Raw genomic sequence first — 15,096 nt, 5'->3', positions numbered from 1 at the left:
GAACCTGCAGGGAGTAGCGGTTTCGTGCTGTCAGCGCGCGATATTCGCGTAGCGCGCGAAATCGCCTTGTGCACCGCTGTATACGTTGACATCGGTGCCGCCCGCGATGCCGGGAATGCTGCCGCCGTCGGTGGTCTGCCAGAACGTCCACGTCGGCCAGCCGCCGGGTACCTCGGGTTGTTCGTTGCCGCGGTAGTCGGCGATCCAGAGCGGATACCGGGTGAACTCAGAGGTATTCGCCATCGCCGTCTTCCAGAAATTCGGATACGTGTAGATGATCGGCACCCGCCCCGTCAGCGCCTGCACGGTATTCAGATACCGATGCGTCCAATCGATCAGTCCACGCGGATTCAGCCCGCCCGCATTCTCCAGATCGAGTACCGGCGGCAGATCCAGCGGCCCGTTCTGCCCGAGCACGACTGTCGCGTACAGCGCCGCCTGCGGCTCCGGCGGCAGATTCGGCCGCGCGTAGTGATACGTCCCGCGCGCGACGCCGGCCGTCCGCATCAGAATGCTGTCCGGCACGAAATACGGATTGACGTAGCTCAACCCCTCGGTCGCTTTGACCATGGCGAAGTCGTGCCCCGCCCGCCTCACCGCGAACCAGTCGATGAATCGCCCATCCACATGCTGCCACGACGACACATCCGGCCCACTCGGTTGGGCCACCGCCGTTCCAGCCGATGTTGCGGCAAGGATGCTGCCCAAAGTGATCGCGGACAACGCCGCAGCGCGAGTCGATCTCCAACGAGTGCTATCCATGCTTTTCGACGATAGCGACTCGCTCTCTCTGTGGCCAGAGTTGCAGATGAGGTATTTGCACAGCGTTCGCTCGGAGACGTTGTTCGGTGTTGTGTCGGCGGTGAGCCGTCCGGTACCGCGTCAGCCGAGCCAATCCAGGACCGATGCCGCGGTCCAGGACTGTTGCATGCTGCCGAGTGGCTCGCCGGTGAAGGGTTCATAGTACTCGGCGAAGCTGCCGTCGCTGGCCTGGCGCAGGCCCTCGGCACGGAGCATGAAGGAGCGTTCGGCCCAGCCGCGGCGGGCGAAGACCCAGGAGAACAGCCAGCTCATGACCGGCCAGACCGGGCCGCGCCAGTATTCGCGTGGCCGGAAATCCTTGGAAACCGGCGAGGTCGACGGCGGGAGCGCGTAACGCAGGTCCGGGTGGCCGCAGAAGCGCGGTCCCTCGAACAGGCGCAGCAGGCTGCGCTCGGTATCGCGGGGCAGACCGCCGCACAGCAGCGGGGCGAACATCGAGAGGGTTTCGGTGCCGATCCACCGTTGCAGCCGCACATCGAAGTCTCTGGCCGCGCCGGTGCGCCCGTCGGTGGTCGCCACCACGCCGGCGCGGAAGCGCTCCGCCCACGAATACAGGTCGCGGACATCGGCAAGGGGCTGCTTGTACTCCTCGCCGATATTGGCGAGTACCTCACAGGCCAGCGAGAAGATCGCGGTGACGAAGACGTCCTCCACCGCGAAGCTCATCGTCGAAGCGAGCAGGTAGTCGTCGTATCCGGCGCGGCGCATCTGCTCGACCAGCCACAGGTAGCGGTCGTACTCGCGATCGCTCGGTCGCTGCGACGGGTCGGCGACGATCAACACGTCCTCGCGCTTGTACGGCGGCAGGTCGCCGGGGACCACATTCGCATACGCCCGGTCCCAGCGCGGCGAGTTGTCCATCCCGGATTCCCAGCCGTGATACAGCGTGATCCGGCCGCTCTCCTTCGGGTCGCGAGCATGGGCCAGCCAGCGATGCCAGCGCACCAGATCCGGCCAGCGCCGGTTCAGGAATTCCTCGGCCACCGCCCGGGTACTGCGGCCGTGGCGGCGGGAATGGTCGAGGATGCGCTGCACCGCGATGGCGTGCACCGGCGGCTGGGTGATACCGGAGGTATCCAGACCGTCCGGGGCGTTCTCGGCCAGCTTGCGGCACTCCCAGCGGGCCGGGCCGGGAAAGTAGCCGTCAACGCCATTGGCGAAGACGATGTGCGGGATCATCCCGTTCTTCCACTGCGCCGAGAGCAGCGTGTCCAGCTCGATGACCGCGCGCTCGACGCTCAGCGGGGCGAGGCCGACCGCGACGAAGGCGGCATCCCAACTCCACATATGCGGATACAGTCGGGGCGCGGCGCTGGTCATGGTGCCCAGATCGTTGCCCCGAAGCAGATAGGCGGCGCGGGCCGCGAGCTGTGTTGGGGTGAAACCCGGGTGTGCCATCCCCCCATTCTGCGATGACACCCGCAGATACGCGCGCTCAGTGACGTCGGTCTCGGGCTCGGGATGTCGGGCCACCGGCAGGTAGTCCGCAGTGGTCTGCGACCGGCTCGTCGTCGGCTGGTGTGCGGCGGATCTCACTCTGGCTTGCCCCATCCGTGAATCTCTCTGTTACCGATATGCGTCCATCGCCATCTGTGCGGGTCGTGCTGCTGCCCGTGCCGGGCTGGTGACACGGCCGGATACGGTGAGCCCCATGACCACCGCCGTGACCAGCACACCGAAGCCGACCGCGCTGATCACCGGCGCCAGCCGCGGGCTCGGCGCCGCGATCGCTCGCGAACTCGCACCCACCCACGATCTGTTGCTCGGCGCCCGCTCCGCTCAGGCGCTGCGCGCGATCCTAGGCGAACTGCCGGGCGCCACCGGATGGCCGGTCGAGTTGACAGACTATTCCGCTGTGGCCGAAGCGGTTTCGCCGATCCAGCGCCTGGATGTATTGGTGCACAACGCCGGTGTCGCCGACCTGGGTTCGATCGCCGAGTCATCGGTGCAGCAGTGGCGAAATACCTTGGAAGCCAACGTGATCGCCGTCGCCGAGTTGACCAGACTACTGCTGCCCGCCCTGCGTGCGGCCAATGGCCATGTGGTGCTGATCAATTCGGGCGCCGGGTTGCGGGCGAATCCGGGCTGGGCATCCTATGCGGCGAGCAAGTTCGGACTGCGCGCCTTCGGTGACGCATTGCGGCTCGAGGAGCCGACGCTGCGGGTGACCTCCATCCATCCCGGCCGCATCGACACCGATATGCAGCGCGAGATCATCGCGAGTGAGGGCCGCGAATACCGCGCGGAGGAGTTCCTGCGCCCGGAGACCGTCGCGGGTGCCGTCCGGTGCGCCATCGATACACCGCGCGACGGCCATCCCACCGAGATCGTGCTGCGGCCCTACTGATTCGCCGCACCCTGATTCGGCCAGTTCTCACCACGCATGGGACGGCAAAATGATGCTCTTTTGTCGAGTTGTTGTGCTGAGGTTCAGCTCGCGGATGGTTTAGCTCGGTACAGTGCCGATTGTTACCTGCGCATTACGTCGACGGGGCGGCGGGGCGCTGACAGAGCGAAGTAAAAGGGTTTGGATCGTGGATAGACGTCGGCTGCTGACCATGCTCGCAACGGGTACCGCGGTGGCATTGACCGGCTGTGTGAAGGCGGAGGGGGAGCCGTTCAACAGTGGTTCGGCGGGCAGCGGGCCCATTCTGCCGGCACCGGCGCCGCTGCTGGCGCCGCCCCCGATCGGACCGAAGACGCCGATTCCGGCGCAGACGATCACCGCGTTGCCCGGGGCGGGCACCAGCATGGCGCTCACCGTCGATGACGGCGCGAGTCCGGAAGTGGTCGGCGCCTATATCAAGTTCGCCAGGGATACCGGCGCGCGATTCACCTTCTTCGTGACCGCGTACTACGACTCGTGGACGATTCACCGAGATGCGTTGCGGCCCTTGGTCGATTCCGGTCAGATCCAGCTCGGCAACCACACCTGGGACCATGCCGATCTGACCAAGCAGTCCGCATCGGGCGTCGCCGCCCAGTTGGCGCGGGCGAAGTCCTACCTGTGGAACAACTTCGGCGTGGACGGCACGCCGTACTATCGCCCGCCCTTCGGCCGGCACAACGGCACGGTCGACAAGGTGGCCGCGGATCTCGGCTATCCGGTGCCGACCATGTGGTACGGCTCGCTGTCGGACTCAGGTGTGATCACCGAGGACTATCTGCTGGAGTGCGCGCGTAAGTATTTCAATCCGCAGACGATCATTATCGGGCATGCGAACGCGCCTGCGGTCACCCATGTCTACGGGCAGTTGGTGGACATCATCAAGGAGCGCAATCTGTCCATGGTGACCCTCAACGACGTCCTGTTGGCGCCGCGCTGACCGTTCGCCGGAGCATCGAAGTCGGCGCTCCGGCAAGTCATCTGGTGACGGCCCCATAGCGGTCTTGCTTCGAGACATCTACGCCCGGACACACTTTCGCCCAGGCATCCGAACATGCCCGGGCGAAAGCGTGACTCAGGCGACGATGTTGACCAACCGCCCCGGCACCACGATCAGCTTACGCGGCGCGCTGCCACCGAGCGCTGCCGCGATCTTCTCATCGGCCAGTGCCGCCGCCTCGATGGTCGCGTTATCGGCGTCGGCGGGTACCTGAATTCGGCTGCGCACCTTGCCGTTCACCTGGATCGGATACTCCACCGACTCATCGACCAGCAGTGCCGGATCCGCCACCGGGAACGGACCGTGCGCAAGGGACTGCCCGTGCCCCAGCCGTTCCCACAGCTCCTCGGCGATATGCGGCGCCATCGGGGCCAGCATCAGCACCACCGGCTCCACCACCGCACGCGGCGCACCTGTCGGATAGCTCTTGGTCAGATGGTTGGTCAGCTCGATCAGCTTGGCGCCCGCGGTGTTATCGCGCAGTGCGGCGTAGTCGTCGTCCACACCGGCGATGGTCTTGTGCAGCAGGCGCAGTGTCTGCTCCGACGGCGTCGCGTCGGTGACCCGCGTCGCGCCGGACTCCTCGTCGACGACCAGTCGCCAGACGCGCTGCAGGAAGCGGTGTGCGCCAACGACATCCTTGGTCGCCCACGGCCGTGAGGTGTCCAGTGGACCCATCGACATCTCGTACAAGCGGAAGGTGTCGGCGCCGTACATATCGCACATCTCGTCCGGCGAGATGGCGTTCTTCAACGACTTGCCGATCTTGCCGTACTCCTGGAAGGCCTCGATCTCGATGCCGGTGGTCGGATCCGGGAAGTAGTGCTTACCGTCGCGTTCGATGATCTCGGCGGCGGGCAGGTAGGCGCCGCGCGCATCCTTGTAGGCGTGCGCCTGGATATAGCCCTGGTTGAACAGGCGCCGATACGGCTCGTAACCGCTCACATCGCCCAGATCGAACAGCACCTTCTGCCAGAACCGCGCGTACAGCAGATGCAATACCGCATGTTCCACACCGCCGACGTACAGGTCGACGCCGCCCGGATCGTTCGGGCCGTGCTCCGCGGTGCGCGGGCCGAGCCAGTACTGCTCGTTTTCCTCGGCGCAGAACGCTTCCGCATTGGTCGGGTCGGCGTAGCGCAGCTGATACCAGGAGCTGCCCGCCCAGTTCGGCATGACATTGGTGTCGCGCCGGTACTGCTTGGGGCCGTCGCCGAGATCCAGTTCGACGTGCACCCAGTCGGTCGCCTTGGCCAGCGGCGGGGACGGCTCGGAGTCGGCGTCCTCCGGATCGAAGGTCACCGGCGCGAAGTCGTCCAGCTCCGGAAGTTCCACCGGCAGCATGGATTCCGGCAGTGCGTGCGGTGCGCCGTCCTCGTCGTAGACGATCGGGAACGGCTCGCCCCAGTAGCGCTGCCGGGCGAACAGCCAGTCGCGCAGCTTGTACTGGACGGTGCCCTTACCGTGCCCATCGGCCTCCAGCCGGGCGATCACCATCGCCTTGGCCTCCTCGATGGACCGGCCGTTCAGGTAGTCGGAGTTCACCAGTGTGCCGTCGCCCGTGTAGGCCGCGGTCGTAGTGTCTCCACCGGAAATGACTTCCACGATCGGCAGACCGAATACCGAGGCGAATTCCCAGTCGCGCTGATCGTGTCCGGGCACCGCCATGATCGCGCCGGTGCCGTATCCGGCCAGCACATAGTCGGCGATGAAGATCGGCACCTGTGCGCCGTTCACCGGGTTGGTCGCGTAGGCCCCCAGGAAGACGCCGGACTTCTCCTTGTTCTCCTGACGCTCCAGCTCCGATTTGGCCGCGATCGCCTTGCGGTATGCCGCAACGGCTTCGGCGGGGTCTCCGGCGTCCTCGAAGGTCCAGCGGGCGTCGACGCCAGCTGGCCATTCGTCGGCGATCAGCCGGTCGACCAACTCGTGCTCGGGCGCCAGCACCACGTACGTGGAACCGAACAGGGTGTCGGGTCGGGTCGTGAATACCGCGAGATGCTGGCCGTCGGCGTCGAACTTGACCTGCGCGCCACGGGATCGCCCGATCCAGTTGCGCTGCATGGCCTTGACGTTTTCCGGCCAGTCCAGTCGATCCAGATCGTCGACCAGCCGATCGGAGTACGCGGTGATGCGCATCATCCACTGCCACAGCTGCTTGCGGAACACCGGGAAGTTGCCGCGCTCGCTGCGGCCGTCAGCGGTGACCTCCTCATTGGACAGCACCGTGCCGAGGCCGGGGCACCAGTTGACCACCGAATCGGTCTGGTACACCAGGCGATACGAGTCGAGCACCGCCGCGCGGTCGGCGGCGGGCAGGTCGTTCCAGGTCCGGCCGTCCGGGGTCGGCCGCGAACCGGAGGCGAATTGCGACTCCAGTTCGGCGATCGGGCGGGCGCGGTCCAGATCCTCGTCGTACCAAGCGTTGTAGATGCGCAGGAAGATCCACTGCGTCCACTTGTAGTACTCCGGATCGGTGGTCGCGAACGAACGCCGACGGTCATGGCCGAGACCCAGCCGATCCAGCTGGCGTTGCATGGTGGCGATATTCGACTCGGTGGTCTCGCGGGGATGCGCGCCGGTCTGCACCGCGTACTGCTCGGCGGGCAGACCGAACGCGTCGTAGCCGAGCGCGTGCAGCACATTGCGTCCGTGCATCCGGTGATAGCGGGCGAAGACGTCGGTGGCGATGTAGCCGAGTGGATGACCGACATGCAGACCCGCGCCGGAGGGGTAGGGGAACATGTCCTGGACGAATAGTTTGTCCGTCGGAGTCGCACCCGCGAGCGGACCTACCGGGTTCGGCGCGTGAAAGGTTCCGCGCTCATCCCATGTCCGCTGCCACCGGCGCTCGATGCGGCCGGCAAGGCCGGCGCTGTACCTGTGCTCCGGTACATCGCTTTCGGTTGCACGAGTGTCCGCCACGGTCCTGCCTTCTTGTTATCGCCGATCCCCGTCATAACTGTGTCTATCAGGGTAGAACGTCCGGGTTCATGCACCGAAAATCGGGCTCGGCTGTACCCGCGAGTCCGGCCGTCGCGTGCCGCCCGCCGCGTCGACTCGGCGGTGGGTTAGCCTTCTCGGGTGTTCGTCGTCGCTCTCACCCTGTTCGTGCTGGCCTTCGTGGCCATCGCAACCGGCGTGCTCGGACTGACCGGCCGTCTTCCCCGCAACCGCTTCGTCGGAGTGCACACCGAAGCGGCACTGTACGACGAAGAAACCTTCCGCATCGCCAACCGCGTCGCCGCCCCCACCTCCGTGGCCGCGGGCGCACTGCTGTTCGCCGGTGGACTCGTCGCACTCGCCGCGGGCGGATTCCTCGCGGTCATCGTCGCGGTGCTCACGGCGGCCGTCGCGCTGTTCACCCTCGGCGCCGGTGCCAATGCCGCAGCTCGCACGGTCGAGGCGCTGGTTCCGGCACAGGAAGTCGGCGGCTGCGGGTCTTCTTGCGGTGCGTGCTCGTTGCGCGACGCCTGCGCGCCGACCAACTGAGGCGTGGTCGCAACCAGCGCAGACTCGGTCGCGACGTCGTGCGCGCTGCTATTCGCTCCATTTCCGGAGGTGCTCGGCGATCTCGGGTACGTCCATGTCCCCGACTGCGACCGCGATCATGACCGGTTCCTGTTCGTCGGGGAGCACGGCCAGCACGACGCCGTTACGTTCGAGCATGAGCGCCGCCGCAAGGAACGCGGTGCGTTTGTTGCCGTCGATCAGGGCGTGATTGCGAGCTAGCGAATGCAGTAATGCGGCGGCACGGAGATCCGATCGCGCACCAGCCGACCGGGCGGGGATTTGAGCGCCAGACGACATGTGAGCGACGGGCTGGGGCGGCGCAGCCGAACCCACACAGGTCCCGCGAACGCCGCCGATCCAATACCACCTAGCGCAGTGACTCCAGCGCCTCGACGACGGCGCTGTCCGCTTCCGGATCCCCGACGGCGATGCGCGCGCTGCCGTCCGGATACGTCTTTGCCGCGATACCTGCCCGGCGCAGCGCCGTCGCCACACCCGGCCCCGGCAGGTACAGGAAGTTGGCGTAGCTGCGGGGGACCACGATATGCATGCGCCGCAGTGCGCTGCGCAGCGCCTCGCGTTGGGTGGTGATGCGCAGGATGCGCGCGGCGAGTTCGGGTTCGGCGGCGTAGGACGCGGCGACCGCGGCCACTGCCGCCGAACCCACCCCGAACGGCAGTTGCAGCCTGCGCACCCGGGCGATCAGTTCGCGTCCGCCGAAGGTGTAGCCGATGCGCAGTCCGGCCAGCCCGTATGCCTTCGAAAAGGTGCGCAGCACCAGTAGGTTCGGATGCCGATCCAGCAGTGCCAGGGTGTCGATCTGATCGGCGGGCCCGAGGAATTCGGCATACGCCTCGTCGAGGATGATCGGTATCCGGCTCGGCACCGAACACAGGAACGCCTTCAACTCACTGGCCGCAATCACCGTGCCCGTCGGATTGTGCGGACGGCAGATCACCACCAAACCGGTCCGCTTGTCGATGGCCCTCGCCATCGCCCAGAGATCCTGGTTGCCCGCGGCATCCAGGGGGACAGGGACGACATCGAGATCGGCCATCTCCGCCATGATCGGATAGCCGTCGAAGGTCGGTGACCCGTAGACGATTCCGGTTCCGGGAGTGGTCAACGCCTGGATGATCTGCATGGCCACCCCGGTCGCGCCGGACCCGACGACCACCTGATCCGAATGCACGCCGACATGACCGGCGATCAGCCGGGGCAGCCGCCGCGGCAGGAATTCCGGATAGCGATTGGCCTGCGCCAGTACGCCGTTCACCGCGTGCAGTACCGAAGGCAGTGGCGGAAAGGGGTTTTCGCTCAGGCTCAGATCGAACCGCGCCTGCGGCCGCTGACTCCGGTGCTGCTGCGAAGGCCGAGACTCATCGGCCAGCCGCACGCTCATCGAGACGCACCCCAGCGCACCGCGGCGGCTCCGGCGAAGTCACCCGCGTGCGCGAAGGCCGACAGCAGTACGACCGATCCGTTGCGCAGCCGACCCGCCCGGTTCTCGGTATCGAGAGTTACCGGAATGCCCGCGGCGAAAAGGTTTCCGCACTGGTCGAAGGTATCCGGATGCCGTTCCGGCGGCAGCTCCAGCGCATCGTGCCAGTTGCGCAGGAACAGCCGGTTCGGCTGATTGGTGACGAAGGTATCGATATCGCGGCCCTTCACCCCGATCCGATCGCATACCGCCAACGCCACCTCGGGCACCAGGCGATTGCCGCGCGCGAATACCTTGGTGATCTTCGATTCGGTGAAGCTGACACAGCCCTGTCCCTCGCCGGGCTGCCAGTATTTGCGCTCACCGTTGGTCGAGAACTCCATATCCCCGGCGAATTCGGGATAGGTACGGCATTCGATATCGAGAATCGGCGCGGAGTCGTCCTTGACGAGCAGTCCGACACCGCATCCGTCGCCGGGGACGGGGGCCTGGGCGAGTTTGCGGATCTCGGTCTGGGTGAAGACCGGGCCCGCGCAGTTCTGCGATGCCGCGATGAGTGCGGTGCGCGCGTCGGTGGTCTGCAGGACCATCCTGGCCATCGCCATCATGTGCACAAAGGCCGCACAGCCGCCGTTGTGCACGTCGTAGACGAATCGGGGCTTCATGCCCAGGCGGCGGGCCACCTCGGGACCGCATCCCATGACCGGATTGTCCGGTAGCTGAGTGTGCGTGATCAGCACATCGATATCGGTGATCGTCTGTGCGCCATGGCGTTCGATCAGTGCAGCAACAGCGCGCTCGACCATATCCACCGCGGTCTCGTCCCCGGCCACGTGGTGGCGACCCTTGGGCGAGCGGAACATGACGTTCTTGGCCATCCGATCGGATCGGCTGTACTGCGTGAAATATTCGGTGCCGACCGGTTCACCCGGCAGATAGCTCGCCACATCGACGAGGCTGACCGCCGGCAGTCCAGTGGCTCTGGGGTCAACGGGTACTTCGGAGTTCGAGATCATGGTGTGGCCTCACTTCATCCAGTCGGGCTTGATCGGAAGGCCGTGTGCCGCACGGTATTCGCAGATCGCCTTGAGGTTGTCCATCTCGAGCTGGTGCCCGGCGGAGAACATGTCCCAGAAGTCGCCCACCCAGACCGGCCGCTTCTCGGGAGCCGTTTCGGGATAGGGGTTTTCCTCGTAGAACGGGTGGCGGCAGTTCACCCACAACACCACCGACCCGGGCTTGTTGAACACCACCTGGGCGTCGACCACCCGCAACAGATAGATCATCCACAGGTGCTGGGACTGGTCCCAGGCACAGTGATAGTCGACGGTCATCGCCTCGGGATGTGCGATGGTGCGGGTGAAGATTTTGGTCGCCGGGCCGAGCCGGTCCCAGGCCAGCCACAGCCCCGGCTCCTCGGTTTCGACGAATCCGCGCAGACTGTAGGTCCATTCCTCCAGGGAGCGGGTATCGGCGAGGTATTCGAACACCTCCTGCGGCGGCGCGGCGATATATGCCTGCACCGGACAGTATTCGCCGAAGATCTGGTCGTGCGGGTACACCGAGCGCAACATGTCCATGATGATCGGGGTGGTGGCGTCCTTATCGGAGTTCTCGACCCGCAGTACGCCGGGAATGACATCGTCGGGGATATCGCTGAGGGCAGGGAGGGCACTGGTCGTCACTGCTTCTTCTCCAATGTCGCGAGGAATGGGATGAACGGTGGAACTTCGTCGGGGTCGACGTCGATCGAGATGAACGACGGCCCCTCGGTTTCGACGCATCGCCCCAGTGCGATGGCCAGGTCTTCGGTAGTACGGACGGAGTACGCGGGGAGTTCAGGGAACATCGCGTCGATGCCCGCTCCCAGGTGTGTGGGCCGGAATCGGTTGAAGCTGTAGCGATCCTGGTAATAGAGCTGTTCACGGGTGACGCACATGGCGTGCGCGTTGTTGTTGAGCACGATGAAGATGACCGGCAGCTCGTGTTCGATCGCGGTGTGCAACTCCATGCCGTGCATGTAGAAGGCGCCGTCACCGGCGACGACAACGGTGCGCCTGGTTCCGGAGGGGCCGCGATGGCGTGCGAATGCGGAACCTATTGCCGCGCCGAAGGCGTAACCCATGCCGCCCATGCCGAGTGCGACCACGAATCGGCCGCCGCGCGGTACCCGCAGGTGGTGCACTACCGCGGCGCCGGTATTGCCCGCATCGGCGAATACGTCGGTGCCCTCGGGCAATAACGCTTCGATCGTCTCGACCAACTCGCGGTAGCGCACACCGGGACCGGTCGCCGCTGGCACGCGCAGCGGTGTCAGCGCGGGCGCGGCATCGCGGCGGTTGTGGCTCGATATCGTGCTGTCGTCGGTGAATTCATCGGCGAGCGCGGCCAGATCACGTGCGAGATCAGTGCTGGTGGCGTGGATCGCGGACAGATACGGCGCGGTGACACCGATATGTGCGACGGTGGTTTCGGCCAGCAGTTCGTCCAACCCGGTGCGCGCGGTGATCGGCATCGGCGTGCCGACGATCAGGCACAGGGCCGCGGAGCGCAGCGCTGCCGACAGCTCGGCATGTCCCATGCTCCCGGCGACACCGCAGAACGCGGGATCGGCATTGTCATAGGTGTCCTTGGCATCCGGTGCGACACCGACCACGGCATCCAATGTCCGTGCCAGCCAGGCGAGTTCGCCACGTGCGTCGTCGCGTGCGACTTGATCGCCCGCGATGATCACGATCTTGCCGACCTTGTGGGCCGTGGTCAGCGACGCACGCACCCGGGCCATTCCGCTTTCATCGCGCCGGTACGGCGGCGGCGTCGACCGGAACGGCGGGACGTCGCCGATATCGCTCTGCTGCACATCCTTGGGCAGCAGCAAGACGGCGGGCCCGCCGTGCCGGGCGCCGCTGACCGCCCTGGCCACCATGTCGGGGAGGTCGGCGACGGTCTCGACGCGGGCGCAGTACTGGGTGATCTCCTCGAACATCCGGACCGCATCGATGGTGCCAGCGAGCCCGCTGGAGTCCTGGAACGCGCCGCGCCCTTCCAATGCGGTCGGTGGCTGGCCGATCAGCGCCAGCACCGGTACCCGCGATGCGTACGATTCGGCAAGTCCGGCAACGAGATTCATCGCACCGCCGCCCGAGGTGGCGGCGACGACGCCGAGCCCGCCGGTCGAACGGGCGTAGCCGTCGGCCATGGTGGCGGCCGAAAACTCGTGCTTGGCAACGATTCCGGTGACGCCGCAGGGCGAGTCGAAGAGCGCGTCGTACAGATCCTCGATGTTCGCGCCGTCGACACCGAAGATATGTCGCACGCCAAGAGTTGAAACCGCTCGGACCAGATAATCTACGACCCTGCTCGGCATCGACACTCCTCTCGCAGCGACCCGCGGTGCACTGAGCGCACGCGTGATCGCACATCGCGTACACGTGAACTACGTGTGGGACTGCGGAGCGGTTCAACGCCTCGCGCAAGATGTACTTCGAAAAATCTGGGCTGTGGGCGACGCTTGCGTGTACGTATACATCTACGTATAGTGAGGTCATGCCCAATAAGACGATCTACGTTGCCGATGACGATCTACCACTGTTCCAGCGCGCGCAGGAACTGGTCGGCGGCAACCTCTCGGGGGCGGTGACCACCGCACTGCGGCGGTTCATCGAACTGGAGGAGGGCAGGCTGGAGGGCTACGACGAGGTAGTTCTGCGGGTCGGCCACAACGGCGTGCGCCAGGTCCGCTTCTCCGGCGCCCTGCTCGGCGAACACCGTGACGTGAACGACGAGCGCATCGAACACGTTCGGGTGTATCGCAGTCGGAAGGGCAAGTTCGTCATGCACGCCCAGTATTCGAACTGGGACGAATATCCGCAGAACTCCAATTGGATCAAGGATCTGACGAACTGGCGCCGCATGCTCGGTGTCGGCGATCAGGACTGGGGCGACTTCATTTTCGAGGTCGTCGATTCACTGGGCGAATTGAAGGGAAAGCTTCCGGACAAGCTCTATGAGCGGGTCGCCCAGATCGCCGACCGTCCGCCGGTCGAGGAACTCGACATCTAGCCGAATCATTCAGCCGGACAACCGAATACCACTACTGATCGCCGCACCGGACGCCGGGCGCGGTGCAGGTAACTCATGCTGTCATTCGCATTATTCTATGAAACTTTCCGCGAAAGGAAGACCATGACCAACGGTCATCGCGCCCCCGCCATTTCGGCGCTGGGCCTGCGTAAATCGTTCGGTGAGCGACCCGTTCTCGATGGCATCGACATCACCGTCCCGGCCGGCACGATCTACTCCCTGCTCGGCCCGAACGGTGCGGGTAAGACAACCACCGTGCAGATCCTCACCACGCTGCTGCGACCCGATGCGGGCGAGATCCGGGTCGACGGCCATGATCTGATCATCGAACCCGATGCCGTGCGCACCGCGATCGGTGTCACCGGCCAGTTCTCCGCGGTCGACGAACTGCTGACCGGTCGCGAAAACCTCGTTCTCATGGGTGATCTGCACCATCTGCCGCGCCGTGAGAGCAAGCGCATTGCCGCGGAATTGCTCGAGCGGTTCGACCTGGTCGAGGCGGGCGATAAGACCGCGGCCACCTACTCCGGCGGTATGGTCCGGCGGCTCGATCTGGCCATGACGTTGGTCGGCGATCCGCGCATCATCTTCCTCGACGAGCCGACCACCGGCCTGGATCCGCGCAGTAGGCGCGCCATTTGGGAGATGATCCGCACGCTGGTCAGCGACTTCAGTGTGACTGTCTTCCTCACCACCCAGTACCTCGAGGAAGCCGATCAACTGGCCGACCGGATCGCCGTGCTCGACCATGGCCGGATCGTCGCCGAGGGCACGGCCGCGGAATTGAAGCGGCGGGTACCCGGTGGACACATCCGTCTGGAATTCGCCGATCAGCTCGGACTCGACGCCGCGGCAACCGCATTGGGTACGCAGGCGCGCATCGTCGATGACACGGCCGAGGAGGAGTTCACCCTCGCGGTCCCGAGCGATGGCGGCGTCAAGTCGCTGCGCTCCGTACTCGACCGGCTGGATTTCGAACAGATCGAGATCGCCGGACTTTCGGTGCACACCCCCACTCTCGACGACGTATTCCTCACTCTCACCGGACATCCCACGGCCGAAAAGGAGACTGTGCGATGAGCGCAATGACCTACGCGTTGGCGGACTCGAAAACGATGTTGCGCCGCAACCTGCTTCATGCGAAGCGTTACCCGAGCATGACCGTCGGCGTCATCGTCATGCCGATCATCTTGCTGCTCACCTTCAACTTCGTTTTCGGCGGCGCACTGGAGAAATCGTCCGGAGGCAAGTACATCGATTACCTGGCCCCCGGCATGCTGTTGATGATTCCGGCATATATTACGGCGGGTGTGGCGGTCTCGGTGTGCACCGACACCACCAAGGGCATCGTGAATCGCTTTCGCACGATGGCCATTTCGCAGTCCTCGATATTGGCCGGACATGTGATCGGCACATTGATCCAGGCCCTGCTCGGCATCGCCGCGATGGTCGGTGTCGCAGTGCTCGCCGGTTTCCGGCCGTCGGCGAATGTCATCGAGTGGATCGCCGCATTCGGACTGCTCGCCATGCTCGTCTTCGCTCTCACCTGGATCGCGGTCGGCATGGGGTTGATCGCGTCGAATCCGGAAAGCGCGAGCAATATGCCCTTTCCGCTGATCATGCTGCCGTTCCTCGGCAGCGGCCTGGTCGGTACCGACACCATGCCGGTCGGCCTGCGCCAGTTCGCCGAGTACCAGCCGTTCACCCCGCTGACCGAAACCATCCGCGGCCTGCTCATGGGCACGGAGATCGGCAATAACGGAATCATTTCCATCGCCTGGTGCATCGGCCTCGCGCTGGTCGGATACTTCTGGTCGACCTCGGTCTTCCGCAAGCAGCCCCAGCGCTGAA

General features: G+C 65.3%; 14 protein-coding genes. 6 read left to right on the top strand and 8 right to left on the bottom strand.

Going from position 1 to position 15,096, the window contains the following annotated elements; all coding sequences use genetic code 11:
• Window positions 1-30 precede the first annotated feature (30 nt).
• Both ACQP1G_RS45050 and ggh read right to left on the bottom strand, forming a co-directional pair.
• Window positions 31-762 (bottom strand): glycoside hydrolase family 25 protein, encoded by a 732-nt coding sequence (locus tag ACQP1G_RS45050; protein WP_433196723.1) that lies wholly within the window; start codon window positions 760-762, stop codon window positions 31-33.
• Between the two features lie 120 nt (window positions 763-882).
• Complete coding sequence (ggh, locus tag ACQP1G_RS45045) at window positions 883-2,220, bottom strand: glucosylglycerate hydrolase (RefSeq protein ID WP_433196721.1); 1,338 nt, start codon at window positions 2,218-2,220, stop codon at window positions 883-885.
• 253 nt (window positions 2,221-2,473) lie between these two features.
• On the opposite strand from ggh, the gene ACQP1G_RS45040 reads away from it, so the two are divergent.
• Window positions 2,474-3,169 carry an SDR family oxidoreductase gene (locus ACQP1G_RS45040; RefSeq protein ID WP_433196719.1) on the top strand — a complete coding sequence of 232 codons (696 nt, stop codon included), beginning with the start codon at window positions 2,474-2,476 and terminating at the stop codon, window positions 3,167-3,169.
• A 187-nt stretch (window positions 3,170-3,356) separates the two neighbouring features.
• Window positions 3,357-4,148, top strand: a complete 792-nt coding sequence (locus tag ACQP1G_RS45035; protein ID WP_433196717.1) for a polysaccharide deacetylase family protein — start codon at window positions 3,357-3,359, stop codon at window positions 4,146-4,148.
• A gap of 135 nt (window positions 4,149-4,283) precedes the next feature.
• On the opposite strand, the gene leuS is transcribed toward ACQP1G_RS45035, so the two are convergent.
• Window positions 4,284-7,133, bottom strand: a complete 2,850-nt coding sequence (gene leuS / locus ACQP1G_RS45030) for a leucine--tRNA ligase (RefSeq protein WP_433196715.1) — start codon at window positions 7,131-7,133, stop codon at window positions 4,284-4,286.
• A gap of 159 nt (window positions 7,134-7,292) precedes the next feature.
• Here leuS and ACQP1G_RS45025 point away from each other — a divergent pair, with 159 nt between their 5' ends.
• Entirely contained in the window at window positions 7,293-7,700 is a 408-nt protein-coding gene (locus ACQP1G_RS45025) for an SdpI family protein (RefSeq protein WP_433196713.1), read from the top strand.
• Between the two features lie 48 nt (window positions 7,701-7,748).
• Here the strand turns inward: ACQP1G_RS45025 and ACQP1G_RS45020 are convergent, their stop codons facing one another.
• From ACQP1G_RS45020 to ACQP1G_RS45000, 5 genes are all read right to left on the bottom strand, one after another.
• Entirely contained in the window at window positions 7,749-8,018 is a 270-nt protein-coding gene (locus ACQP1G_RS45020) for a type II toxin-antitoxin system death-on-curing family toxin (protein ID WP_433196711.1), read from the bottom strand.
• 70 nt (window positions 8,019-8,088) lie between these two features.
• Window positions 8,089-9,123 (bottom strand): aminotransferase class I/II-fold pyridoxal phosphate-dependent enzyme, encoded by a 1,035-nt coding sequence (locus ACQP1G_RS45015; protein ID WP_433196709.1) that lies wholly within the window; start codon window positions 9,121-9,123, stop codon window positions 8,089-8,091.
• Complete coding sequence (locus ACQP1G_RS45010) at window positions 9,120-10,178, bottom strand: 3-oxoacyl-ACP synthase III family protein (RefSeq protein WP_433196707.1); 1,059 nt, start codon at window positions 10,176-10,178, stop codon at window positions 9,120-9,122. Before ACQP1G_RS45010 ends, ACQP1G_RS45015 begins: the two co-directional genes overlap by 4 nt.
• 9 nt (window positions 10,179-10,187) lie before the next feature.
• Complete coding sequence (locus ACQP1G_RS45005) at window positions 10,188-10,847, bottom strand: SRPBCC family protein (RefSeq protein ID WP_433196705.1); 660 nt, start codon at window positions 10,845-10,847, stop codon at window positions 10,188-10,190.
• Entirely contained in the window at window positions 10,844-12,529 is a 1,686-nt protein-coding gene (locus ACQP1G_RS45000; RefSeq protein WP_433196703.1) for a thiamine pyrophosphate-binding protein, read from the bottom strand. Before ACQP1G_RS45000 ends, ACQP1G_RS45005 begins: the two co-directional genes overlap by 4 nt.
• A 179-nt stretch (window positions 12,530-12,708) precedes the next feature.
• On the opposite strand from ACQP1G_RS45000, the gene ACQP1G_RS44995 reads away from it, so the two are divergent.
• The 3 genes from ACQP1G_RS44995 (at window position 12,709) to ACQP1G_RS44985 (ending at window position 15,095) form a co-directional block, all read left to right on the top strand.
• Entirely contained in the window at window positions 12,709-13,224 is a 516-nt protein-coding gene (locus ACQP1G_RS44995; RefSeq protein WP_433196701.1) for an EXLDI protein, read from the top strand.
• Between the two features lie 123 nt (window positions 13,225-13,347).
• Window positions 13,348-14,325, top strand: a complete 978-nt coding sequence (locus tag ACQP1G_RS44990) for an ATP-binding cassette domain-containing protein (RefSeq protein ID WP_433196699.1) — start codon at window positions 13,348-13,350, stop codon at window positions 14,323-14,325.
• Window positions 14,322-15,095, top strand: coding sequence for an ABC transporter permease (locus ACQP1G_RS44985; RefSeq protein ID WP_433196697.1), 774 nt, complete (start codon window positions 14,322-14,324; stop codon window positions 15,093-15,095). Before ACQP1G_RS44990 ends, ACQP1G_RS44985 begins: the two co-directional genes overlap by 4 nt.
• The last annotated feature ends 1 nt before the right edge of the window (window position 15,096 follow it).

Source organism: Nocardia sp. CA-107356 (assembly GCF_050946365.1).
Lineage (GTDB): Bacteria > Actinomycetota > Actinomycetes > Mycobacteriales > Mycobacteriaceae > Nocardia.
This window is presented reverse-complemented; position numbering and strand designations above follow the sequence as displayed.

Coding starts and splice junctions, on each gene's coding strand:
- ACQP1G_RS45040 (WP_433196719.1), top strand. CDS start 2,474: ATGACCACCGCCGTGACCAGCACACCGAAGCCGACCGCGCTGATCACC.
- ACQP1G_RS44990 (WP_433196699.1), top strand. CDS start 13,348: ATGACCAACGGTCATCGCGCCCCCGCCATTTCGGCGCTGGGCCTGCGT.
- ACQP1G_RS45050 (WP_433196723.1), bottom strand. CDS start 762: ATGGATAGCACTCGTTGGAGATCGACTCGCGCTGCGGCGTTGTCCGCG.
- ggh (WP_433196721.1), bottom strand. CDS start 2,220: ATGGCACACCCGGGTTTCACCCCAACACAGCTCGCGGCCCGCGCCGCC.
- ACQP1G_RS44985 (WP_433196697.1), top strand. CDS start 14,322: ATGAGCGCAATGACCTACGCGTTGGCGGACTCGAAAACGATGTTGCGC.
- ACQP1G_RS44995 (WP_433196701.1), top strand. CDS start 12,709: ATGCCCAATAAGACGATCTACGTTGCCGATGACGATCTACCACTGTTC.
- ACQP1G_RS45010 (WP_433196707.1), bottom strand. CDS start 10,178: ATGATCTCGAACTCCGAAGTACCCGTTGACCCCAGAGCCACTGGACTG.
- ACQP1G_RS45015 (WP_433196709.1), bottom strand. CDS start 9,123: ATGAGCGTGCGGCTGGCCGATGAGTCTCGGCCTTCGCAGCAGCACCGG.
- ACQP1G_RS45000 (WP_433196703.1), bottom strand. CDS start 12,529: ATGCCGAGCAGGGTCGTAGATTATCTGGTCCGAGCGGTTTCAACTCTT.
- ACQP1G_RS45020 (WP_433196711.1), bottom strand. CDS start 8,018: ATGTCGTCTGGCGCTCAAATCCCCGCCCGGTCGGCTGGTGCGCGATCG.